This is a genomic window from Aquimarina sp. AD10, assembly GCF_003443715.1.
Lineage (GTDB): Bacteria > Bacteroidota > Bacteroidia > Flavobacteriales > Flavobacteriaceae > Aquimarina > Aquimarina aggregata.
Genome location: NZ_CP031965.1, coordinates 5,686,533 through 5,710,634, shown reverse-complemented (window position 1 = coordinate 5,710,634; position 24,102 = coordinate 5,686,533). Strand labels below are relative to the sequence as shown.

The window sequence follows — 24,102 nt, the reverse complement described above, 5'->3', positions numbered from 1 at the left end:
TTCACCTATTGATATTAAAAAAATTCTTCTAAAAGCACTCCATAACACACCACAATAAGTCTTAATTCTATCTTTTAAATAGCTTTAATTCTTTTTAATATTACTTTTCCTTTTTCGATATAGTATTTCATCCACTGTTTTTTATAACTATTTAAAATTTCATCGTAATCTTCACCCACTTCAATTCGTCTAAAAAGCTCTATAGAGTAAAGAATTTGATAAATCATTACAGATTTAATATAACTGTCATATGGAATATCTCTCATTATATTACTCAAAAATGTACTATATGCGTACAACCTTTCCCCCTTAGTTTTAGCTTCCGTATTTATTCCTAATTCATCACAAACTTTTTGCATATGACTTAGTCGAAAAATCGAAACAAAATATTGAGGGTAAAAATAAGAAGCCAATCTAATAGGTAATGCTTCAGCATACTGTGGTATCCTGAAATCAAAAAGTCCGTTGCAAAAATTGAGGCGGGATTTTTCATCTTCGAAATTCCAAGGTTCTAAACCTATAGACTCTGGATACACATATGATATGACTTTCTTAAAATCTGAGTGTTCGAATACAGCTCTAAATTGAGACTCTCTTAAACCAGTTCCTGCCAATTTTGATTCAATTCCATAAGAAAAGTCATAAAACAAATTTTTATATCTCCTTGAATGTCCTTCAGGAGCATAAAAGCATATAGCATTAAAACCTTTGCTTTTTAATCTATCTCTAATCTGGTTTCTTGATTTATTTGCTACACCAGATAATTTTATGTGGTTTGAGTAATCTTCGTTTGAATTAAACACTTCGTCAATAAGCTTCCGAACATCTAATGTGCCTAATCGGAAGATCTCACCTACCTCTGGGATTTTTTCTGTTTTATGTTTTTGTCTTTTTAAAAGAACCTCATACTTATCATAATTCTTTTTTAATATAGCTTTAGTAATTAAGTTATTTTTTGATTGTTCCCATAAGTCATCAAATATTTGCTGGCAATTTGCAAAATTATTAGACTCTACATCAACTGTCAACTCAATATTATTTTCAAAACCACCTTTAGTTAAATTGGAAGAAGTTACAAATGTTTTGCTGTCAGTTATATATAATTTAAGATGAATCCTATTATTGTAACAAATTTGGAATCCGCAATCAATTAAATATTCAAGAGTAGGCAAATCAAATGTATTAATATTGTTTTCATCAAACCTCGTTATTAATCGTTTATCTACTGTACTAAGTATAACTTCTTGTTTGATTATTTTTTGTGCAAATGGACTTATAAATGGAACTGCTATATTTATTTTCTTGCTTGCATTACTAATGCTTTCTTTTATGACTTTAGAAATTGGATTAAGTATTATCTTTTCTTTCATATTTCATTTTTCTAAACATCAATTAAACAGTATTTACTTCAATACACTTTTTAATTCTTCGATCGAATAGGACGGTTTTTTCTTGTGCAGCATAGAATGGCAATTGGGACAAACAGGAATTAAATCAGTTATCGGATTTATAGAATACTCATTACCTATAGATGCAATATCCACTTTATGATGAACATGAATAAAGTCTTTTCCTAGTTCACCAAATTTCTCCTCAAAGTTAAAACCACATACCTGACAATCCAATCCAAAATGTTCGATACATTTTTTTCTTGCAATTGGATTACGCTCATAATTATTAACAACTACCTGTTTTGTTTTACCTTCAGAATATTTTTGATTTGGATCTACCTCATCTGCATAAACAGAATTATCATAAGAATCCTTTACTAAATCATAATAACGGTTATAAATTTCTTTTCTTTTCTTTATTGAACCCCCTGAAATTTCTTCATAATAATCGAAATGTTGTGATAGAGCAAGTAAAGCGTTTTTAAGTCCACTTATTCCATTTTCATTGTAAATCCTTTCAAGAAAATATTCCGTTCCATAAGCACTTGTTGTTCGTGTAAATAGTTTTCCTTGAATTAAATTAAAGTAGCTATAAATATAATCATGAGCTGAGCTTTCTTTCATCCCCATTTTTTCAAGAATTGAAATTCCTTCTTTTCGAGATAATTGATTGTGATATATTTTCTTTCCAATTTCAAAAGCTTTTTCAACCATTTCATTCGTAATCTTTCTCATTAGGTTAGGGCTTTTTTCCAATTTTGTTGTAATAATCCGTTATAAAGTTTCTACATAAACACATAACCCCTCTGCCCAAATATATAATTCGGACACAGGGGTTATGTGTTTACTTTCTAAATTTAGACATTATTTTACAGTCATTACCAAGAATTGTTAAAAAAAGTGCTACAATACGCGACTGCAACAAAAAGTGCAACACGATTTAATCAAAGTAAAAACCTAAAAAACAAACACTTAACCCGCACCCTTTAAGTCTTTAAAATTTTTGTTGCACTTTTTGTTGCACTTTTTTAAATCATAGTAAAGCTTTTGGCAGTTGCCGTGCGCAACGTATTGCATAAAGATTTATATCATTTTACAGTACCTTTTTCTTTGCATTAGTAATAGATAGTATATACCTAATTAGCTTCTTGGCTCGTACAGTTGTAAAAGACATAAACACCTCATCATCTTCTCTTTTCCTTACATCAACCGATATCACCCCATTTATTATTTCTTTGGACACCTCTGCATGCTGACTTATCAATTTATTGTGATGTAAAGCATTCTTGTATCGATAGGATGAGGTAAAGTAAAACTCATTTTTAGGGATCATCTTAAAAAGCTTTTTAAGGTTTCTACTTTCACTTTCTCTTTTAATATTCAATTTTTGCGTAACATTACTATACAAGTAATAAACGAAACGTTTTACGCACGTACTATTTATGATATATTGGCTATTATTAAGAATTCACTAGACAAAGTTTCTATAATAAAAATATATTTACTTTTACACATATATAGTTTTTACCTTTAATTTCATAAGCGTAAATCTCGCTATCAAATGTAATTTCATTGTAATTAAAAATCTATTATGAAATCTTTATTACGAATAATTTATTTGCCTCTTATACTTTTTTGGGTTTTGTCCTGTAAAAACACTCCCAATCAAAACTTGAATGTCAAGGATTTTTCGGGTATTAAGAATATAAATAACCAAAGGATTTCTATTGACTCATTAGAGACATTCATAAATCAACGCATGAATGAAATGAATATACCTGGACTCTCTTTGGCAATTATAAATAAAGGCAAGATTGTTTATAGCATTACAAAAGGATATACCAATAACCAGAAAAAGCAAACTGTTGACAGTCAAACTCTATTTGAAGGTGCGTCCATTTCAAAACCTATATTTGCATATCTAGTAATGCACCTGGTTGAAGATGGAAAATTAGAATTGGACAAACCACTATTTGAATATCTTAACTACGAATATCAGGGAATAAATTATCAAGATGAAAGATATACAACCATCACAGCACGAATGGTACTTTCCCATTCAACTGGATTTCCAAATTGGCGAGGGGAATCTAATCTTGAGATTCAATTTGACCCGGGAACTGAATTCGGATATTCTGGGGAAGGATATCAGTACTTGGTAAAGGTAATAGAGTCAATTCTTAAAACGGACTATAAAGGATTAGAAGCATATTTTCAGGAAAAAGTTGCAGCACCTTTAGGAATGAACCATACCAAATTTGTGCAAGATAACTACAATTTATCTCACAAAGCCGAACCTCATAAAAATGGTAAAGTATTACCCACTAAAAAGATGGCGGAAGAATTCAATGCGGCTTCCGCTATTCACTCAGAAGCAAATGAATATTCAAAATGGCTAATTGCTTTAATGAATAAAGATGGTTTGACCGAACAAAGTTACAAGGAACTGTTTACAGACCAAATTAAAACTCCAGAATCTGAATGGTTTACCCAAGTCGGAATTCAAAATTGGACATTAGGCTTTGCTAAACATAAATTTGACTTTTTGAGTAATCCGATTTACGGCCATATCGGAAACAATGAAGGGTTCACAAGTCTTTTCTTAATTGAATTAAATGCAAAATGGGGACTGATTACCTTTACCAATGAGGATCAAGCAGATGATTTTGGGTTTGAATTATTTAAATATTTAAACAAAAAAAGTAAATACAGGTAACAATGACTATAATTCATTGTGACTTAGCGCTAAACCAAAATAAAAATATTAATCAACGGTTGATTTCTACCGTGAGATAATCCTGCGGATGAGTTATACAACGAAATCATAGCCAAAAACGTTGTAGGTAATTTAGAATACTCCAAGTAGACGTAAGTTACACGAAAATTTCTTCAAAGAAGCTATTTAAGAAAAAAGTCTCTACATATTAAACTAGACCCCTTAAAAAATGACTTTTCTAAACACAAAAAAAATCTAACATTATTAAAAATAAAGATAGAAAACAAGAAGCTGTTTTTTGGAAAATCGTAATATTTATTATTTGTCTGATATTATTTGTAGTTTTAATTAGGTAAATAAACAATAGCTAACAATATATAAAGCAAATAAGGCGGTTTTAAGACAATTCGAAAAGTCATTTTCTGTTTGGTTTGTCGTCAAAGTCTAAAGTTTAGTATTTTAGAAAAGATAAAAACAAAATATAGACTTTGGCTAAGTGCTAACTCAAAAATCAGTAGTTTTCTGCTTTCGCAATACGCATAGCTAAACGTTAGAGCACATTTGAATAATGAATGAAATTTTTGACTTAATTTACAAACTTCTTAAATGGATTTCAGCACTTACTGGACTTACATATCGTGAGGTAAATATTATTGTCTATTTTATAATAATTCCCGCTTTTTTCATTTTCTTGATAAGCAAAATTCTGAATAAAAAACACCTAATTTTCGGTTTTCTAGTTTTAATTCTGATATTATTTTTAATTATACCTGATTTCGAAATTTTCTCAGATAAATTATTTAATCTATCCGTAGACTTTTTAAACTGGTTTGAACATATTGGATTGAATTATGTGCAAGCATCTGTAGTGATTTGTGTTATTGTACCAATTTTGATTATAACACTATTACTCTATTTGAATAAAAGCAGAGCGAAATCGGAAGTTGAAAATTAGAACTGAAAGAGAGTTTTGATAAACCACATGCAAGTGGAAAACTGAATGAAAAAATGCTTGTGGGAAGATAAATTTGAATTCAAACGAAAAGGAAAACACAATAAACGTACTCTAATACCATATGTGATCATAGCAGATTAATGATTAATCGGTTGGTTGTTGGATTTTTGATTAGACACCATGTTTGCTAAGAAGAAAAGTTAGCAATCAATACGCAGAAAAATCAAAAACAAGGTAACAATTTACTCTGCTACGACACATATAGTAAACGTTGCATGTCATTTGAACAAAATACATTAAAATAAAAATGAATAAAACTTTAAAAAGTATTTTAAAATACCTTGTCGAAATTATAATCGTTGCTTTTGGGGTATTTTTAGGAGTGTATTACAGCAATATTAATGCGGACAATAAAACGAAAAAAGAGAAAGAAAAATCTGTGAACCTAATTATTAAAGAATTAGAACTGAATAGACAATTACTTAAAGACCATATATCATACCACGAAAACATTAAAATCGAAATGGATAGTATAGTTCCCACTTTAAGTGAAAAGAAAATGTATTCAAACTTTACAGAGGCAGAATTTAAGCATATAGAAATTAAAGGTTGGACGGGTTTTAATTTTGCTAGACTTCAAAAAACAGCATTTGAAACAGCTAAAACTAGTGGGTTAATAAAAGAATTTGATATAGAATTAGTACAAAAATTATCCGATATCTACTACTTTCAAGATATTTATCTCGATTTTGGAACATCTATTTTGAATAAAGCCATAGGTATAAATACTTCTATGAAAATAGCAGACCTTATAAGTACAATTAGATTAATGACTTCGGATTTACTTGGTTTAGAAAAACAGCTATCAACAAAATTAGAAAAAGCGATAACAGAATTAAAAACGCAACACAACAACGGCTATAAGTAGTTGAATGCTGTAGTACTTAACTTTGTAATTGTAAATTCATAAATAATAGTCAAAATCTGATTATAGGATTTGGAATTGATAAAAATGATTATGGACAATACGAGGAATATAATGAGCCCACTTTAATCAAAAAGTACGATTTTGAAAGTGGTCAACTAACAGATATAATTGACAAAAAAACAAGTTCAGATTTACAAAAAACCTTAGAAGGAACCCAAAAATAACGAACACACAACACTATATATCTGATCATAACCGCTAAGGGATCAATCGAATGGTTCTTGTATATTTGGTAAGACGCAATGCATGCAAAAAGGAAAAACTGGCAACCAATGCGAAGAAAAAATCGATGGCTTGGTAAAATTTCGCCCTGCTACGACACATAAATTAAACGTTAGTATTAAGTATAAATAAAACTTTCACATCTATTTTAATGAAAGAGAGTAAGACACCGTTTTCATACGAATTAATTTTAAAAAACATTAGTCGTTTTATAGACTTAAATCTGGAAGAACAAAACTTATATATTTCTCTGTTAAGACAAAGGGTAATTAGAAAAAAAGATTTTATATTAAAACCTGGAGAAGTTGTAAAAGATGAATATTTTATCGTTAAAGGTTGTTTAAAGGTTTATAGTATCGATGACAAAGGAGTTGAGCATATTTCTATGTTTGCTATTAAGGATTGGTGGACTGGAGACATAGCGAGTTTTTTAACAAAACAACCATCAAGTTATTTTATTCAAGCGCTTGAAGAAACTGAAGTCATAAAGATTTCAAGAAAAAATTATGACTTGTTATTTAAAAAAATACCAAAATTTGAACGTTTTTACAGAATCTTATATCAAAAATCTTTGGCTAACTATATTCGTAGATCTGATCAAAACATTTCGTTAAGTGCAGAAGATCGTTACTTTAATTTTGTTAAAAAATATCCTTCTTTAGTTAATCGAGTTTCTCAAAAAGACATTGCTTCATACATAGGAGTTACACCAGAATTTTTGAGTGTATTACGAAAAAGAATATCTTCTATATAATTTCTTAATGTACATTATTTTTTCAGTAAACAAAGTTTCTGTTCTTTGTTTAATAAAAAATAACAAAATATATCATGAAAAAAATAATAGCATTAGGAGGAAGTAATAGTAAAAATTCTATAAACAAATTACTAGCTACCTACGCAGCCAATAAAGTTCAAAATGCAATAGTAAGTATCTTAGATTTAAACGATTTTGAACTACCAATTTATGGAGTAGATTTAGAAACCGAAAATGGAATTCCAGAAAATGTAAAAAAATTAAGTAACCTGATTGCTTCAACAGATGGACTAGTAATTTCATTAGCAGAACACAATGGCTCATATACTTCTTCCTTTAAAAATACTATAGATTGGTTATCCAGAATAGATATTAAAGTTTGGAAAGATAAACCCCTACTGTTATTAGCTACTTCACCAGGTGCCAGAGGCGGAGCTACTGTACTACAATCTGCTAAGACCTATTTTCCGTATTTAGGTGGTGACGTAGTCGCAGACTTTTCTTTAGCTAGTTTTTATGACAATTTTACAGAAAATACAATTTCGAATAATGAATTAAATGAAGAGTTAAATCAAAAAATTCGACTTTTTGAGCAAAAAATAACTCATATATAGTTTAATCGAGTTAAAAACCATTGCTAACAATACAGAAAAAACATAGTGCCTTTGCATTTAATCAAAAGTGCTGTGTCCTATTTTGAAAGTCGCCAACTATAAAATTTGCCGTTTATGAGTAAAAAATAAAGCACAATATTTATATTTAGCGCTGTTATAAATCAAAACACAGGTGTTTATCACTTGTCGTACATTTCTTGTACGAGATATTAGCTACAAGCTGGATAAATAAAAATGAAAATTATTTTAGGAATAGGTATTGGAATTAATCTATTAGCAATTTTTCAATTGTTGAAAGGAAGAAACTTTAAACTTATCTCTACTAAAATAGCCGTTTTAATTAATATGTTTTGGGCTATTAGGATTGTGTTTTTTATATTAAAAGACTTAGATATATCATTACGATTTCCGATATTATTAATGTTAGATCAAAATCTCTTGTTGCTGGACAGTGTGTTTCTATGGCTATATTCAAAATCATTACTACGCAACACTACGGTTAAATTTAAAGTATTACTTCATTTTCTTCCATTCATAATAGGAGTGTTACTTTCATTACTTAGTTATTCATCTGTGCCCGATGAATTAATTTTAGAACAATACGCGAAAATTGACAGAAATATCAGCGATAAAAAATCTCTTTTTGCCATAGATATTTTGGTTTTTATCCTAGCAGTAATTACAGTATCCACCGTTTACTTTGGCAAAAGTATTAGGGAGCTAAAAAAGTTCAACACTATTCTTTATAATCATTTTTCTAGCCTAAAAAACATAAATGCAAATTGGATTTTAAAGTTTCATAGCATATGGATTTTTCTTTTTTTAATTCCAATTATACTGTACTTTCTTAATTATATGTATCCCGTAATTAATATTAAGCTGTTTTTAAGTTTTATGGTTATCATTCAGATATTATTTTCACTGATTTTTAATTCAAATGTTATATCGCAAAATTATGTTAGTATACCTGAAACAAATATTTCAAAACAAGATGACAAACCAATAGAACAATTTAAAGAAAAATTAAATGAGTTAAAAAAGGTGCTAGAAACAAGTCAATATTATCAAGATGAAAACCTCTCGCTAGTTAAACTTTCAAATTACCTAAGTATTAAATCCACAGAGTTAACAGAGATAATTAAGTACAGCGAGTTTGATAATTTTTACGATTTAATAAATACATATAGAGTTGAATCAATAAAAAAAGAGCTCATAACATCTACAGAACAAATTATGATTATTGCCTATGATAACGGTTTTAATAGTAAATCTGCTTTTAATAGAATATTTAAAGATAAAACAGGGCAAACACCGAGTGCTTTTAGAAATTTAACTAAAAATACGTCCTAATAATATTAAAAGGACGTCTATACTTTTGATTGCCAATACTTTTGTTTCAAATTAAAATTTATAGTATCATGAAAAAAGTTTGGCAAAAAACTCCTGCTTGGTTAAAAGCTCTATTTTTAAACATTGTTTTATTATACCCAATAATAACCATTAATCAAATAATTATACAACTTAACCTAGAATATTTTCCAGAGTATGGTGTGGGTTTAATAGTAGTTTTGGCTACACTTTATCTCTACTGGAAAATTATTACTAAATGGAATCTATTTACAAATAAAGACGATATACAAATAAGGTTCAAGTTTAATATTTTAGATAAAAAAAATGTATTAAGCATCATAGGTTTAGGCCTGTTTACCTTTATGATGATATACTTTAGTTATATAATTTTTAAAATAGAAAGCACACCACAATTAGAGCTTATAAATACATTTTCAAATTACAATGCTATAACGGCTATCCCTCTTTTGTTAGGATTAGCACTTACAGCAGGTGTGGTAGAAGAAGTTACTTATAGAGGTTTTATGCAAAATATCACCAACAGAAAATACTCTAAAATTGTAAGCTACCTAATTATCGGAATATTATTCTCAATCGTGCATTTTTTACCATTAAAATTAATACTACCCTATATCCTTATTTCGATAGCGTATAGTTACATTGCAGATAAACAAAAATCAACTGGCTTGGTAATGTTTACACATTTTTTAGTTGATTTTGTTATGTTTTTATTGATTTATTATAAAGCATTATAACATACAATCGTTGAACATGTACAATTCACTTTAAAAATGTAATTTATTAAAAACTGCTTAAAGCCAGTAGCTAACAACATATTTATAAAATAGGGGTTAAAGTATTTAGACAAAAATGAATTGTATAAATTTACGGTCAATTTTTATGTAAAAATTAGCACTTAAAACCCACTACTCTTCATAAACAATACCATTAGCAAAAATCCCAACTATAATTTCAAATCGACATGTCCAAAATCTTTTCAATTTTAGTTATCATTCTTACCATAAATAATGTTGTTGCTCAAAATAGATTCAACAAAGCTTTTCGCAACGAAATTCGATCAACAAAGAATCATATGAAGATTGAGTTTAATGATAATTATGGTAATCAAGGCTCTTTACCTATTTCAATTATTAAAGGAGCAATTGATGGTCCTGTTTTTACAATAGTTGCCGGTGTTCATGGTTATGAATATCCACCAATTATTGCTGTACAGAAATTTTTGAATCAAATTGATGTTAAAAAACTAAAGGGTACCCTGATAATTATTCCTATAGCAAATACCGCATCATTTTTTACACGAACACCATTTATCAATCCTCAGGATCAAAAAAACTTAAATAATGCTTTTCCGGGTAATAAGGATGGTAGTATCACAGAACAAATAGCATATTTTATTACTCAAAATGTAATTCCTGTTAGCGATGTTTTTCTAGATGTACATGGAGGTGATGCCTGTGAAGATTTACTTCCCTTTGTTTGTTATTATAATAATAAGAAAAAACAAAATCAAACCGCATTAGCAAAAACACTATCTGAAAATAGTGGTTTTCAATACGTTGTTTCCTATCCTTATAACATCTCAGATAAAGATCCAGCAAAATATGTTTTTAAACAAGCGGTACAAGATGGTAAGACTGCTTTGAGTATCGAATGTGGTAAATTAGGTAACGTACAAAAAGAGAATGTAGATTTAATTAAAAATGCGATTTATAACATGCTGTTTACTATGGATATGTATCCAAAAGCAACTGAGCCGCATAAAGACATCATTTACAGAAATAGTCAAGAATATATTAAATCTAATGTTCAAGGGATTTTTTATAGTTCGCATAAAGCTGGTGATCTTGTTACCAAAGATGAAATTATAGGTTATACATCTGATGAATTTGGAAAAGTTCTCGAGGAATATAAGGCCACAAAAGAAGGTGTTATATTGTATATGCTAGCCACGCCACCCGTGAACATAGATGATACAATTATGTGTATTAGCTCTTTTGAAGATAATTAAAGATTTTCACAAACGGTGTATTTGACAATATCATTAACCACTTGAATAATATTCTTACTAAATGATTTAGAAGTAAGACAAACCAAATTTCAAAATATGACAACATCAAAAAGAGAAGATGTATCTCAAAGTGAAAAAGCTTATATAGATTCCCTTATAACAAAGTATTTAAACATACGAACTATTCATTTTGGTGATTCCCCAAGAGAAGCAATTCGATATGATAAACGCCCCCAAATGTATGGAGGAGAAGGTGTTGTTTATCTACTTCAAATGTTTGCTGAAGGAGAATTAGTTAATAACCGAATTGGAGCTTATATGATATTACCTACTTCTGATGATTCAATTGGGTTTCATACACATGGCTCAAGAAATGAACAAGAAATTTATGTTATTCTTGAAGGTGTTGGTCAGTACCTAGAAAAGGACAGTTGGGAAAGTCCCGAAAAAAAACATGAGGTGGTAAAAGGAAATATTACTACTATGATGGGAAAAGGATTTCATGGTATAAAAAACATAGGAGAATCACCTTTAATAATTTTTGTTATCACTACAAATGAAAAAAAAAGTTAGATCTGTATCAGTAGACACAGGGATTTAAAACTTAATTGAAAAGTTATCGCAATTTCATATAATCGATATTGTTTCTTGGCCCGCATTTTTTAAATAAGTAATTCGAATTATTACTTGGTTCAAAAATTCAATCATTACTTCATATTTGTACAAATGAATTAACCACTGTAACAGTAGCTTAAAACAAATTTTATTAATAAATTAACAACAACGATTACAATCCATTTTGAAATAACCAATACAAATGATTCTCAAAAAATGAAAAATACCGATGATCCTATTGTTATTGAACAGACTTTTAATGTTTCATTACTAGAAATCTGGTGTGCGATAACTGAATTAAATCGTATGAAAGAATGGTTTTTTAAAAATATACCATCTTTTGAACCAAAAGTTGGATTTGAAACACGTTTTATCATTAAAAATGAAGGTAGGATATTTCCTCATATCTGGAAGATCGTAGAAGTTGATCCCGAAAAAAGAATAGCGTACAATTGGAAGTATGAAGGATACCAAGGAGATTCGGTTGTGGTCTTTGATTTATCTCAAGATAAAGAAGTCTCTAAATTAACATTGACTCATCAAGTGACAGAAGATTTTCCTCAAAATATTGAGGAATTCAAAAGAGAAAGTTGTTTACAAGGTTGGAAATGGTTCATAAAAAAGAGTCTAAAAGATTATTTAGAAAAATAAAAAACCTAAACCAATATTGGTTGTAATTTAATCCAGCATATGAAACTACTAACATGCATTTATCTCATTAGTTTCTTTCAATTGAGTTGTGAAAAATATCAAAAGAAAAATCTAGAAACGCAAACTCAAGAAAAAAACAGAATAGAATGTACCGAAAATGGTTGTAGTGGAGCATATACAGGACCCGAATTTATAAACGGTCAGGATATTGCGCATCAATTTTCTAATAAAATGAGTGGAAATGTAGGGGACAAACTAAAAGAACTTTATCATGAAAAAAACTATAAAAAAGTAGATTTTTCTTCTATCAAAATGACAACTCAAGGAATGGGAAGTGGAAAAGTAGTTTATTATCTTTTCATTCCTTTTACCTCTGTTAACTCCAAATGCGAAGCTTATACTTCTTTTGACCACGTTGGAGGCTGGAATCATGCCCCTGCGCTAAATAAAAGAAAAAAAGAACTTGAAGGAGTCACTCTGGAAGGCCATACCTTGGATATCAGCAAAATTACAAAAACACCTGAAGGGTTACAGGAGTTTTGGATCCAATGGAAAAATAAAAAAACTCAATCTGATTGTAAATAAAAAATGAAGTTTTGGATTTATCTAAAATATTAGATTTGGATAGGACTATCATAGATTTGGCACATTATGACTTCACAATTTGATTCAACTTTGTATTGTAATTAAACACAATATAAAAAATGACTCAAAAAACAGCAATTATTACAGGAGCAACTAGAGGACTAGGAAGAGATATGGCAATTAATCTTGCCAAAGACGGAGTAGATATTATCTTTTCATATAACAGTAATGAAGATAAAGCAAAAGAAGTTATTTCAGAAATAAAATCAATTGGTCAAAAAGCCATCGCTTTTCACTTTGATGCAAATGACTACAAAAGCGGACAACAATTTATTGTTAATGCCATAGACTATTTAAAACAAGAAACTGGTAGCCCCAATTTTGATTTTCTAATTAATAATGCTGGTACCGGGGCATTTAATTTGATATCCGACACTACAGAAAAGCAATTCAATGAAATGATAAATGTACATCTTAAAAGCGTATATTTTTTAACCCAAAAAGCATTGTCTTATATAAATGAAGGAGGAAGAATTATTAATATATCTAGTGGCCTGGCCCGTTTTAGTTTACCAGGCATGTCTGCATATGCTATGATGAAAGGTGGTATAGAAGTCTTTACACGTTATTTGGCAAAAGAATTAGGTGCACGCAAAATTACAGCCAATGTTATCGCTCCTGGAGCTATAGCCACCGATTTTGCCGGGGGAAGTAATCGAGATAATCAAGAAAAAAGAAACATTATAGCCAATATTACAGCATTAGGTCGTGTTGGTGAAGCCAAAGATATTGGCGGCACTGTAGCTTTTTTATGTTCTGATAGAGCAAGTTGGATTAATGGTCAAAGAATTGAAGTATCTGGAGGGATGTTAGTGTAATATCTTTTACATAAATTTATACTGATGAAAGAATTAAAACATTTCAAAAAAATTAGCGATTATCACAACCTAGCTAGTATAAGTGCTCCTGAACATCCATTAATTAGTTTAATAGATTATAGTAAAGTAAAATATCCATCAGATATTGATAATTTGAAATGGAGACAAGATTATTATACTATTGGGTTAAAGCGTAATGTTGCACATAAATTCTTTTACGGTCAACAAGAATATGATTTTGACCAAGGCTTAATGACTTTTGTTGCCCCCAATCAAGTTATGAGTTTAGGTAGCAATCCAAATATTAAAAATAGTAAACCCTCAGGTTGGTTGTTATTAGTGCATCCGGATTTTTTATGGAATTCACCTTTTGCCAAACAAGTAAAACACTATGTTTTTTTTGGTTACAACATAAATGAGGCACTTTTTCTTTCTGAAAAAGAGGAAGTAATGATCACAGATCTTTTAAACAATATAAAGCGCGAATATGAATCTAATATTGATAAATTTAGCCAAAAAATAGTTATTTCACAGTTAGAGTTACTACTCAATTATGCCGAACGATTCTACGAAAGACAATTTATAACTCGTAAGATCTCGAACCATCAAATATTAAATAAGTTAGAGAACGTTTTATCTGATTATTTTAAGGACGAGAATTTGATTGAAAAAGGTTTACCTACAGTTTTATGGACTGCTAATCGTTTAAACCTTTCTTCAAATTACTTAAGTAGTATGCTCAAATCGATCACCGGACAAAGCACGCAACAACATATTCATAATAAATTGATAGAAGAAGCTAAAGATCAATTATCAACCACATTACTTTCGGTAAGCCAAATTGCTTACAATTTGGGTTTTGAACACCCTACATCTTTTACTAAACTTTTCAAAAATAAAACAGAAATGTCGCCTTTAGAATTTAGAAAATCTTTTAATTGAATATCTGATGCTACTAGCAATATTAGTATGATTAAGTATTAACTATTACATTTTAAGCTGCTCTTCTAATTTGTCTGCTTTATCCTTAGCGTAGTCCAAAGTATTATCCATAGCATAACATTTTTTAAAATTCGTTAAAGCCCGTATAGAATCCCCTTTTTCTAATAGTGCATCACCATAACTATCATACACATTTGCTGAGTTTGGATATTCATCTATGTTTAATTTGAATATTCTCAAGGACTCTTCTAAATTACCATTTTGTAATAACTGATACCCCAATTGATTAATATTACTTTCTTTCACTTCGTAGGTTAATGTATCTTTTTTTATTTCGTGATAATAAGCAATACCTTTATCAATGTCTTCATTTAATATTTTTTCGGCTAAAACCGTTTCTCCTTTAAATTTTGGAATCTTGTACGCTTCATTTCTATTAATATTCGCAAAACCAATCACAATATCCCGAAAATTATTATTTGAATTATTAGTTAATACAATAAACCCATTTTCGGCATCGACTTCATTATATAAATAAGTACCAAAACCTACCCAACCTCCAGAATGAAAAACAATTCTTGGTTTGGTTTTGGATTCTATAAACCAGCCAAAACCATAGTTAGTTTCTTCTCCATTGTTTAATTTTCCTGGTGTAAATGCCTCGTCTAAATACTTTTTTGGAATAATTGTATGATTAGAAAGTGCAATATTCCATTTCATCAAATCCTCTAATGTTGAGTAAATACCCCCATCACCTCTTACATCGTTGACAATATTATAATCATTAAGTTGTAAATCTTTTTGATTCAACGCCTTTCGGTAACCAAAAACGCGATTTGGCATGTTTACATCTGCAGCCTCTTGATATTTATACAAAATAGAGTTGTTCATTTTTAAAGGGTCTAAAATTTGTTCTTTCAAAAATTCACTAAAATGTTGTCCTGATAATTTTTCTACTATAGACGCTAAAAACAAATAACCTGTATTACTATATTCCCATTTTTCTCCAGTTTTAAAATCTAATTCTGGATTTACCCTATACATTTCTTTGATAATCTCATCGTTTCCTAAAATGTATCTTTTAGTAGAGTCTTCAGGTTTCCAATTCTGATCGATTAACCTTTCGTAATCGGTTAACCCAGAGGTATGGTGTAACAAGTGCCTAACTGTAATTTCTTTATATGGAAATTCGGGAAGAATGGTATTTACTTTTTGATCATAATCTAGCTTACCAGATTCTTTTAGTTTCATGATAGCCATACCTGTAAACTGTTTACTCACAGATGCTAGACGAAATTTCGAATCTAAAGTCAAAGAATCCTTAGGGTTGATGCTTCTTAATCCCGAACTATTTTTAAAAACAACTTCTCCTTTTTTGTATACCAGTATGTTTCCCGTTGTTATCCCCTTCTGTTGAAGTTTATTCAAAAATTCTTTATAGATGTTCGTTTTAGTTTCTAGTTTGTCTTCTATTTTACAAGAAAAAAAACATGCTGTAAACAAACATAATATTACTATCTTTTTTAGTGACCCCATTTTTTGATTGATTAATTGAACACACCTAAATTACAATTAAATCTTTAATTATTTAGTAACACATTGTTATACAAGAGTAACAAACATTTTTTGCAGAATGATATTCGAGAAATAACAAAATTATTCCATTTTATTACCTTAAAAAAACACTTTTTCCTTCTTTCTCATATTCCTAAGGTTGGTAAATGTTTTACGGTATGATATCTTAAAGCTGCTTTTATGCAAAATTTCAATTCCTCGGCAGGAATATCGTCTTCCATTTGAAAGATGATAGCTCTTTTTCCTTCAAAATCAAAAGTGTTTTTAAAAATCATTTTAAAAGTCTCTACTAATCTACTTGTACATTGAAAATACATTGCATATTGATTTGGCTTTTTTGTTTTCCAATCCATTCTTATCGTACTTCCTATCTTTGTTAAATAACTTGGTTCACCCCATTTAAGAGTTTCTTCCAACGTAGTTATTTCGTCAATTTCTTTGGCAGTTTCTATAATCAATTCACGAAGGCTAAACATTTTATTCCGTATAGAGTCCGGATAATTATCAAAAATCAATTTAACTTCAGGGTTCGTTATTATTTGTAAATCTTTCATTGGTTTTCAAATTACACTATGTATCTTTTATAATAAGTGCTGCATTTGTATATCTTTTAAAAAAACGTTTTTTATAGTAGTAAGAAAGGTATGTTTTTTATAGAAAATACCAAATCATTTAATTTTTAGCAGATTTCTACACCTATAAACATCATGAAGTTGTTCTACTATAATTAGCGATTCTCACGTTAAAAAACAACTACATTTTCCCCATAAAATAGTGGGTTGATTTTACACACCTGTGGAAATTCTTCACACTTTACAATAAACACTTTTACTTAAAACACTGTTTTCCAAGTATATTCAAAATGGTACTACAATTGCTTTATCCAGAAAGGTATTAATAAAACAATTAATGATTATGAACAAAGACCGCAACGGTATAGAAAAATTTATTTCAAACTCTTCATCTCCTTTAATTCTATTAGGAACTTTTATATTAATGTTTGGTGCTGCATTTTCGTTCTATTTTTTGCAACCCTATTTTGAAGAAATCTATTTAGAAAGAATGAATACCGCTTGGGGAATGACCTTAATGGTAGTTGGTTTTTCTCTACTTGCCGTTAAGGTGAGTTTTTTAATCTACATACTATTTTTATATCTAAGATATAAAGTAATTAAACCTATCTCTAATAGTGAACTACCTCTTCTAACAGTAATAGTACCAGCATACAACGAAGGTGAATTAGTTTATAAGACGTTAATTAGTTTAGCTGAAAGTGATTATCCCGCTGAAAAAGTACAGATACTTTCTATAGATGATGGTAGTCAGGACGATACATGGCAGTGGATGAAAAAAGCAAAAAATGAATTAGGAAACCGTGTTTCTATCTATCAACAACCAAAAAACAAAGGAAAAAGACATGCATTATATCGTGGATTTAACTTAGCCACAGGAGATGTATTTATAACTGTTGATAGTGATTCTATCGTTAAGAAAGATACTTTACGTATTATGGCAAGTCCTTTTATTGTAGACAAGAATTGTGGTGCAGTAGCAGGAAATGTACGTGTATTAAACAGAGATAAAGCTTTAATACCACGCATGTTAAATGTAAGCTTTGCATTTAGTTTTGAGTTTATACGTTCTGCACAAAGTAGATTAGGATCTGTGTTGTGTACCCCAGGAGCGTTATCTGCTTACCGTAAAGAAGCCGTTTTTAATTGTCTTCCGGATTGGATTAATCAAACTTTTATGGGACAAGTGTCAAAAATTGGAGAAGATAGAGCCATGACCAATATGATTTTAAAGCAAGGTTATAAAGTTTTATTTCAACGTAATGCATTTGTTTACACCAACATTCCTGAGCGTTATAAAAATCTATCAAAGATGTTTATACGTTGGGAAAGAAGTAATATTCGTGAAAATATTGCAATGAGTAAATTTGCTTTTACTGATTTTAGAGATGGTTCTAAAAGTGGTACAAGAATACTATTACTAAACCAATGGCTAAAAATGACAATGGCATATCCTGGACTATTACTAATGCTATTTTTTATCGTTACGTATCCAGTATTATTCCTTAGTTCTACACTAGTAAGCATTTTGGCTTTTTCAAGTATTCAAGCTATATTTTATGCTAAGAAACATAGTGTATCTGAAGCATTTTGGGCATACCCATATAGTGTTTTTTACGCATTTACCTTATTCTGGATCACCCCTTATGCCATAGCCACAGCAGGAAGAAGTGGCTGGTTAACTCGTGATTTAACCAAAAAACAACTAAAAAAACAGCAGGTTATTGCTGTATCATCTTAATATATCAACCAATTTATATCTTAAAACCTAGTAAAGAGGCTACCTTAAAAGGCAGTCTCTTTTTATTTATAGGATATTAATAGATGAATCGTAAATATTCAAAAAGGAGGGAAACAGTTTTCTCATTCATTAAACTACGATTGCAAATAGTTGTTTACTCTCTATAAATAGAGATCGCTAAGCCAATTCCAAAAATTATATAAAAAAACAAGAAACAACCTAACTTCATTTAGTTTTCTAACGGTTATTGTACAGTTTTTGTCTAGTTAGAAAAACCATATTGAGCTATTCGATATCTTAATTTTGAGATCAAAATATTATCGAAAAGCAATTAATTATGAAAATAAGATTTCTTCTTATATCCTGCTTAATTTTAATACATATAGGTTGTCATCCTTCTTTACCAGAAGAAGTAGAAATATCATACAAGAGTTTACCAAAAAACATAGATTACAATATTCACGTAAAACCTATTCTATCTGATAAATGTTTTATTTGTCATGGACCAGATAAAGCAAAGGTTTCTGCTGGACTACAATTACATACTCCAGAAACCGCTTTCTTAGAGCTACCAGAATCACCAGGTAAATTTGCAATAGATCCTGGAAATTTAAAAAAATCCGAGGTTTTTCATAGAATTTTGTCACAAGACCCTAATTTAATTATGCCTACACCAGGTTCTTATCTTACTTTAACTGCCAACGAAAAAGCAATACTAATAAAATGGATAGATCAAGGGGCCGAGTATAAGGATCATTGGGCTTTTATTCCTGTTGTTGAACCTAAAATTCCGCAAATAGATAAAAAATACAATCCTTCAAATCCTATCGATAATTTTATTCTCAAAAAATTAGAACAACAAAATATTACCCCTGCAAAAAAATCTACAAAAGAATTATTACTTCGACGGGTATCTTTAGATCTCACAGGTTTACCACCAACCAAGAAAGAAATCTTAACATTTACAAATGATACTTCTCAAAATGCTTATGAAAAACAAGTAGATCGATTGTTAGCATCACCACATTACGGAGAAAAAATGGCAATAGATTGGTTAGATTTAGCCAGATATGCGGATACTCATGGGTATTTTGTAGATCGATATCGAGATATGAGCCCCTGGAGAGATTGGGTGATAAAATCTTTTAATCAGAATATGCCGTATGATCAATTTGTTACTTGGCAATTGGCTGGTGATTTATTGGAGAATCCTACAAAAGAACAAATATTGGCCACTGGTTTTAATCGTTTACATCCTCAAAATTTAGAAGGGGGTATTATTGATGAAGAATTTAGGTCCGAATATGTAGCAGATAGAACAAACGTCGTAGGTCAAGGAATTATGGGGTTAACTGTAGCTTGTGCCAAATGCCATGATCATAAATATGATCCTATCTCGCAAAAAAATTATTTTGAGTTATATAGTTTTTTTAATCAGGTAAACGAATCTGGTCAAATCCCTTGGGATTGGTCAACACCTGTACCAACACTACTTCTGCCTACTCAGGATGAAGAAAAAATGGCTACATACATTGACAGTTTGATTCAAGAACAAGAAAAAGAACTTGAAAATGTAAAAACTAATGAATTAGATCATGTAAAAAAATGGATCTCAGAAGAGAAGTACAAAATTGATTCATTTAAAGACAGAAAGCATCTTTTAGCATATTTTGACTTTGAAAACGAAAACATCTCAAATAAACTAAATCATCAACAAAAGGGTATTATAAAAACCCAATTCACAACCAATCAAAACGTTATTCTAAAAGAAGGTTATTCTGGTAGAGGTCTACAATTTGATGGGGATTCGTGGCTTGATTTAGATAAAATAGGAATTTTTCAGCGAAGCGAAGCTTTTAGTATTGGATTACGTATTTTCATCCCTAGAGACCTTAAAGAAGGAGTCATTTTTCATAAAGGACAAGGCACACGTCTGCATAGCTATAGAGGATATCATCTTGCTATAAAAGAAGACAATACTCTGGAACTACTTTTGGCCCATGTATGGCCAGATAATGCTATCGTAGAACTAACAAAAGAGAAAGTGCCTAGAGATCAATGGATACAACTCACACTTACATATGATGGCTCTAGCAAAGCTAGTGGTCTTAAAGTCTATCTAAATGGTAAGGAAATGGAGTCAAAAATAAAGATAGATAACCTATACAAAGACATTGTATTTCATAATTTTGAAGACTACATCTATTCTAAACCTATAGAACCTGGTCTACAATTAGGAGCAAGATGGAGAGGAAAAGGTATAGCCAAAGCTATACTAGATGAACTCTTTATTTTTGATAAAGAATTAACCCAAATCGAAATCTTAAAAATAGCAGATAAAGAATCTCTAAGTTCAATTCTAAACAAATCCAATAATGAACTTTCGAAAGAAGAATTTAACAACCTAAAAAAATACTATTTATCATCTAAATCTAAGTCTACAAAAGAAACCAAATCCTCACTTCAAAAACTTAGAACCATGTATGCCGACAGTGTGAATGACATTCAAGAAGTCATGGTTATGAAAGAAACCCCAAAATTACGTAAAACATATATTTTAGAAAGAGGCCAGTATGACTCTCCTGGAGAAGAGGTCTTTTCTAATACTCCAGAAAGCCTCCCCTCTATGCCAAAAGATTTACCCAAAAACAGATTAGGTCTTGCCAAATGGCTTATGAATCCCAAACATCCTTTAACAGCAAGAGTAGCGGTAAATAGGTATTGGCAAAATTTCTTTGGTGCTGGTATCGTAGAAACATCTGAAGATTTTGGGAATCAAGGTTCGCTACCCACCCATCCCGAATTGCTTGATTGGCTTGCAAATGAATTTATGCAATCCAAATGGGACCTTAAAAAATTGAATAAGTTAATAGTCATGTCTAATACCTATCAACAAGATTCTAAAGCCTCAAATCAAATCAGAGAACTAGACCCTTATAATAAATTATTGGCTCGAGGCCCTTCTAAACGATTATCAGGAGAAATGCTAAGAGATAATGCATTACTTGCTAGTGGTATACTAAATAAAGAAATAGGAGGCGAAAGTGTAAAACCTTATCAACCAGACGGATTATGGATTATGACACACTTACCGTATAAAAAAGATTCTGGTAAAAAATTATACAGACGAAGTTTATACACTATTTGGAAAAGAACAGCTCCAAATCCTACTATTGGAACATTTGATGCTGCAAATAGAGATATCTGTACTACCAGAAGACAAGAAACAAATACCCCATTGCAAGCTTTAGTATTACTTAATGACCCAACTTATTTAGAAGCAGCAAAAGTAATCGGTAAAAATATGACCAAATTCTCGAGTATTGAGGAAGGTATAAAAGACACCTATATAAAGTTAACCGGAAAAACTATCTCTGATAAAGAATTACAAATTTTAATGTCTTTTCAACAGAAAGAATATGAGAAATTCAAAGAAAATACTGATAAAACTAAAGGTTGGATAAGTTCTGGAGATTTTCAAATCCTTAAAGACGATAATTTACCTTTAATAGCAGCAAATGCAGTAATAGCTAGTACCATAATGAATTTGGATGCTACTATAACAAAAAGGTAATAATGTTTTAATACTTAGATACAAATTCTACCAAATTATCATTTCTGTCTAATTTTAATTTTTTTCTTAATCGATATCTAGAAGTATGCACACTTTCTATAGAGATTCCTAAAAGTGAAGACATATCCTTACTAGAAAAATTAAGCTTTATTAATGCACAGATCTTTAAATCTGTTTGAGTTAATGGAGGAAAATCTTGTTTTATATTTTTATAAAAATCTTGATTAATATCGATAAATCGGGCTTCAAATTCTTTCCAGTTACTCCCTACTCCAGATTGAATAGATTTTATTACTTTATTTATTGTAGTCGAATTTAACTCTTCTTTGTTTTCTGTAAGTGCATTTTTTAAACCTGCAATAAACTCATCCTTTTCAATAAGCTGTAATGCTGATTTTGCAAGTTCTTTATTTTTTAAATCAATTGCCTTTTTATTCTCTTTAAGTTTAATCTTCTGCTTTTGTTTTAATAAAATCTTTTCTCTTTTATGCCTTCTCTTTAAATTTTTGAACACCATGAAACCAAAAATTATTAAGAAAAATAATGTTATAAATAATAGAATAGATCTTAACCTAGATAGTTTTTGTTTATGCTCTAGTTTTAGTAACCTTTGTTCTTTTAGTATCTGTTCTTGTTCGGTTTTTTGTAAGCGATATTTATCCTTAATTTCAAATAAATATTCATTGTTTTTACTATTTATACCAAATATTTTGTTTTCTAAACCAATGGCTTTATTTATATGGAAAAAAGCGTCTTTATACTCTTTAGAATCATAATATATTGTTGATAATTCCTTATGATTTATAATTTGATAATTCATATGGCTATTATACTTACTTGATAATTCAAGAGATTTTAGATAATGATACTTACTTTTTTTAAGTGCTCCTTTGATCTGATACAACTGTGCAAAAAAGTAATGTACAATAACCAAATACGATTCGTTGTTTTCTTTAAAATAGGTGTAGGACTCATTTAAAATCTTTTCCGAAGTATCAAATTGACCATCTATAGCTAATAAAAAACCTCGTTCAGATTCTAAAAAATAATTTTGAGTTTGATTATTTTTAGATTTAAAATAAATAAAACAACTATCCACATATTTCCTTGCAGTTTCAAAATCTCTATTATATCTATAAAAATTTGCTTTGGAAAAATAATCACTGATAAGATAACCTTCATCAATCTCTTTTTTTAGGTAAAGTTTTTTACTAATATCTAAAGCTTTATCAAAATTCTCTAGTGCTTTTTTGTTTCGGTTGTAGAAACTATATAACCAACCTAAGGATTGATACACTCTAGATTTAGAAAATTCATCATTACTTTCTTCTGCTAAAAATAACGCTTTCCAATACCCATCATATGATTTACCATAGTTTAGATTATGCCCATACAATTCAGATAATTCATGAATGCTATTAATAAGGTTTAATGTATCTTTTTTGTATGTAAAATATGCTATACTTTTTTCATAATTATGTACAGCTTTCTCGAAATTCACAAATTTATTTTTTCGAGCTTCTTCTAAATATTTATTTGTCTGATATGGTATTTGTCCAGATGAAAAATTCTGGAACAATAGAATAATTAGAAAATTAAATACCAATAATAATTTCTTCATCATTTGATTCTTACAATATTTTTTGACTTTTTATCATCTACAATTACATGGTTTTATGTTTTGAACACAAAACCAAAAAATCATATCTAACAATACATGGCTTACTTAAACTTTATTGTATTACCCAAAAACAATGAAGAATAGTGTCTATTTCTTATAAATTAACAAAAATTATTAAAAAAAAATTACCTTAAGACAATGCTTGATGTCAAAAATAGAGTTTTTGTCTAGTTATTTACAAGAGTTAGATTAAATTGTCTAGTTTATGTCTAGTTGTAGTTAAAACAAGATTACGCGATTAGTATTGATCTTTGTAAGAAAATTTATTC

General features: G+C 29.7%; 20 protein-coding genes. 14 read left to right on the top strand and 6 right to left on the bottom strand.

Translation table 11 applies throughout. The annotated features are described in order from the left end of the window. Positions 1 to 74 precede the first annotated feature (74 nt). The 3 genes from D1816_RS23785 to D1816_RS23775 form a co-directional block, all read right to left on the bottom strand. Positions 75 to 1,370, bottom strand: coding sequence for a phospholipase D family protein (locus D1816_RS23785; protein WP_118505973.1), 1,296 nt, complete (start codon positions 1,368 to 1,370; stop codon positions 75 to 77). A 33-nt stretch (positions 1,371 to 1,403) separates the two neighbouring features. Further along, on the bottom strand, positions 1,404 to 2,126 hold the full coding sequence (locus D1816_RS23780) for an HNH endonuclease (RefSeq protein ID WP_118506325.1): 723 nt from the start codon (positions 2,124 to 2,126) through the stop codon (positions 1,404 to 1,406). A 358-nt stretch (positions 2,127 to 2,484) separates the two neighbouring features. Continuing rightward, positions 2,485 to 2,724, bottom strand: coding sequence for a hypothetical protein (locus D1816_RS23775; protein WP_147405044.1), 240 nt, complete (start codon positions 2,722 to 2,724; stop codon positions 2,485 to 2,487). 258 nt (positions 2,725 to 2,982) lie between these two features. Here D1816_RS23775 and D1816_RS23770 point away from each other — a divergent pair, with 258 nt between their 5' ends. From D1816_RS23770 to D1816_RS23710, 12 genes are all read left to right on the top strand, one after another. Next, positions 2,983 to 4,107 carry a serine hydrolase gene (locus D1816_RS23770; protein ID WP_118505971.1) on the top strand — a complete coding sequence of 375 codons (1,125 nt, stop codon included), beginning with the start codon at positions 2,983 to 2,985 and terminating at the stop codon, positions 4,105 to 4,107. Between the two features lie 1,262 nt (positions 4,108 to 5,369). Next, positions 5,370 to 5,990, top strand: a complete 621-nt coding sequence (locus D1816_RS23760) for a hypothetical protein (RefSeq protein WP_118505969.1) — start codon at positions 5,370 to 5,372, stop codon at positions 5,988 to 5,990. 433 nt (positions 5,991 to 6,423) lie between these two features. After that, positions 6,424 to 7,026 (top strand): Crp/Fnr family transcriptional regulator, encoded by a 603-nt coding sequence (locus tag D1816_RS23755; RefSeq protein WP_118505968.1) that lies wholly within the window; start codon positions 6,424 to 6,426, stop codon positions 7,024 to 7,026. A 74-nt stretch (positions 7,027 to 7,100) separates the two neighbouring features. Continuing rightward, positions 7,101 to 7,640 (top strand): NADPH-dependent FMN reductase, encoded by a 540-nt coding sequence (locus D1816_RS23750; protein ID WP_118505967.1) that lies wholly within the window; start codon positions 7,101 to 7,103, stop codon positions 7,638 to 7,640. Between the two features lie 234 nt (positions 7,641 to 7,874). Next, on the top strand, positions 7,875 to 8,990 hold the full coding sequence (locus tag D1816_RS23745) for an AraC family transcriptional regulator (protein ID WP_118505966.1): 1,116 nt from the start codon (positions 7,875 to 7,877) through the stop codon (positions 8,988 to 8,990). Positions 8,991 to 9,058: 68 nt separating this feature from the next. Then, on the top strand, positions 9,059 to 9,745 hold the full coding sequence (locus D1816_RS23740; protein WP_118505965.1) for a CPBP family intramembrane glutamic endopeptidase: 687 nt from the start codon (positions 9,059 to 9,061) through the stop codon (positions 9,743 to 9,745). Between the two features lie 227 nt (positions 9,746 to 9,972). Continuing rightward, positions 9,973 to 11,019 carry a succinylglutamate desuccinylase/aspartoacylase family protein gene (locus tag D1816_RS23735; protein ID WP_233565245.1) on the top strand — a complete coding sequence of 349 codons (1,047 nt, stop codon included), beginning with the start codon at positions 9,973 to 9,975 and terminating at the stop codon, positions 11,017 to 11,019. Positions 11,020 to 11,115: 96 nt separating this feature from the next. Beyond that, complete coding sequence (locus D1816_RS23730) at positions 11,116 to 11,592, top strand: hypothetical protein (protein ID WP_118505964.1); 477 nt, start codon at positions 11,116 to 11,118, stop codon at positions 11,590 to 11,592. Positions 11,593 to 11,850: 258 nt separating this feature from the next. After that, positions 11,851 to 12,285 carry an SRPBCC domain-containing protein gene (locus tag D1816_RS23725; protein ID WP_066313992.1) on the top strand — a complete coding sequence of 145 codons (435 nt, stop codon included), beginning with the start codon at positions 11,851 to 11,853 and terminating at the stop codon, positions 12,283 to 12,285. A gap of 39 nt (positions 12,286 to 12,324) precedes the next feature. Beyond that, complete coding sequence (locus tag D1816_RS23720) at positions 12,325 to 12,870, top strand: hypothetical protein (protein ID WP_147405045.1); 546 nt, start codon at positions 12,325 to 12,327, stop codon at positions 12,868 to 12,870. A gap of 119 nt (positions 12,871 to 12,989) precedes the next feature. Continuing rightward, a complete protein-coding gene (locus D1816_RS23715) occupies positions 12,990 to 13,748 on the top strand; it encodes an SDR family NAD(P)-dependent oxidoreductase (protein ID WP_118505962.1) in 759 nt (252 codons plus the stop codon). A gap of 24 nt (positions 13,749 to 13,772) precedes the next feature. Then, complete coding sequence (locus D1816_RS23710; protein WP_118505961.1) at positions 13,773 to 14,690, top strand: AraC family transcriptional regulator; 918 nt, start codon at positions 13,773 to 13,775, stop codon at positions 14,688 to 14,690. Between the two features lie 45 nt (positions 14,691 to 14,735). Here the strand turns inward: D1816_RS23710 and D1816_RS23705 are convergent, their stop codons facing one another. Both D1816_RS23705 and D1816_RS23700 read right to left on the bottom strand, forming a co-directional pair. After that, entirely contained in the window at positions 14,736 to 16,226 is a 1,491-nt protein-coding gene (locus tag D1816_RS23705) for a serine hydrolase (RefSeq protein ID WP_118505960.1), read from the bottom strand. Between the two features lie 164 nt (positions 16,227 to 16,390). Continuing rightward, positions 16,391 to 16,819: a DUF1801 domain-containing protein gene (locus D1816_RS23700; protein WP_118505959.1), complete on the bottom strand. Its 429-nt coding sequence runs from the start codon at positions 16,817 to 16,819 to the stop codon at positions 16,391 to 16,393. A gap of 361 nt (positions 16,820 to 17,180) precedes the next feature. On the opposite strand from D1816_RS23700, the gene D1816_RS23695 reads away from it, so the two are divergent. After that, on the top strand, positions 17,181 to 18,578 hold the full coding sequence (locus D1816_RS23695) for a glycosyltransferase (protein WP_232517383.1): 1,398 nt from the start codon (positions 17,181 to 17,183) through the stop codon (positions 18,576 to 18,578). A gap of 337 nt (positions 18,579 to 18,915) precedes the next feature. Further along, complete coding sequence (locus D1816_RS23690; RefSeq protein ID WP_118505958.1) at positions 18,916 to 22,152, top strand: DUF1553 domain-containing protein; 3,237 nt, start codon at positions 18,916 to 18,918, stop codon at positions 22,150 to 22,152. Positions 22,153 to 22,159: 7 nt separating this feature from the next. On the opposite strand, the gene D1816_RS23685 is transcribed toward D1816_RS23690, so the two are convergent. Then, the gene (locus D1816_RS23685; protein ID WP_082832422.1) at positions 22,160 to 23,773 is read right to left on the bottom strand and encodes a hypothetical protein; all 1,614 of its coding nucleotides are present in this window, start codon (positions 23,771 to 23,773) and stop codon (positions 22,160 to 22,162) included. Positions 23,774 to 24,102: the final 329 nt, after the last annotated feature.

Coding starts and splice junctions, on each gene's coding strand:
- D1816_RS23785 (WP_118505973.1), bottom strand. CDS start 1,370: ATGAAAGAAAAGATAATACTTAATCCAATTTCTAAAGTCATAAAAGAA.
- D1816_RS23780 (WP_118506325.1), bottom strand. CDS start 2,126: ATGAGAAAGATTACGAATGAAATGGTTGAAAAAGCTTTTGAAATTGGA.
- D1816_RS23775 (WP_147405044.1), bottom strand. CDS start 2,724: ATGATCCCTAAAAATGAGTTTTACTTTACCTCATCCTATCGATACAAG.
- D1816_RS23770 (WP_118505971.1), top strand. CDS start 2,983: ATGAAATCTTTATTACGAATAATTTATTTGCCTCTTATACTTTTTTGG.
- D1816_RS23760 (WP_118505969.1), top strand. CDS start 5,370: ATGAATAAAACTTTAAAAAGTATTTTAAAATACCTTGTCGAAATTATA.
- D1816_RS23755 (WP_118505968.1), top strand. CDS start 6,424: ATGAAAGAGAGTAAGACACCGTTTTCATACGAATTAATTTTAAAAAAC.
- D1816_RS23750 (WP_118505967.1), top strand. CDS start 7,101: ATGAAAAAAATAATAGCATTAGGAGGAAGTAATAGTAAAAATTCTATA.
- D1816_RS23745 (WP_118505966.1), top strand. CDS start 7,875: ATGAAAATTATTTTAGGAATAGGTATTGGAATTAATCTATTAGCAATT.
- D1816_RS23740 (WP_118505965.1), top strand. CDS start 9,059: ATGAAAAAAGTTTGGCAAAAAACTCCTGCTTGGTTAAAAGCTCTATTT.
- D1816_RS23735 (WP_233565245.1), top strand. CDS start 9,973: ATGTCCAAAATCTTTTCAATTTTAGTTATCATTCTTACCATAAATAAT.
- D1816_RS23730 (WP_118505964.1), top strand. CDS start 11,116: ATGACAACATCAAAAAGAGAAGATGTATCTCAAAGTGAAAAAGCTTAT.
- D1816_RS23725 (WP_066313992.1), top strand. CDS start 11,851: ATGAAAAATACCGATGATCCTATTGTTATTGAACAGACTTTTAATGTT.
- D1816_RS23720 (WP_147405045.1), top strand. CDS start 12,325: ATGAAACTACTAACATGCATTTATCTCATTAGTTTCTTTCAATTGAGT.
- D1816_RS23715 (WP_118505962.1), top strand. CDS start 12,990: ATGACTCAAAAAACAGCAATTATTACAGGAGCAACTAGAGGACTAGGA.
- D1816_RS23710 (WP_118505961.1), top strand. CDS start 13,773: ATGAAAGAATTAAAACATTTCAAAAAAATTAGCGATTATCACAACCTA.
- D1816_RS23705 (WP_118505960.1), bottom strand. CDS start 16,226: ATGGGGTCACTAAAAAAGATAGTAATATTATGTTTGTTTACAGCATGT.
- D1816_RS23700 (WP_118505959.1), bottom strand. CDS start 16,819: ATGAAAGATTTACAAATAATAACGAACCCTGAAGTTAAATTGATTTTT.
- D1816_RS23695 (WP_232517383.1), top strand. CDS start 17,181: ATGAACAAAGACCGCAACGGTATAGAAAAATTTATTTCAAACTCTTCA.
- D1816_RS23690 (WP_118505958.1), top strand. CDS start 18,916: ATGAAAATAAGATTTCTTCTTATATCCTGCTTAATTTTAATACATATA.
- D1816_RS23685 (WP_082832422.1), bottom strand. CDS start 23,773: ATGAAGAAATTATTATTGGTATTTAATTTTCTAATTATTCTATTGTTC.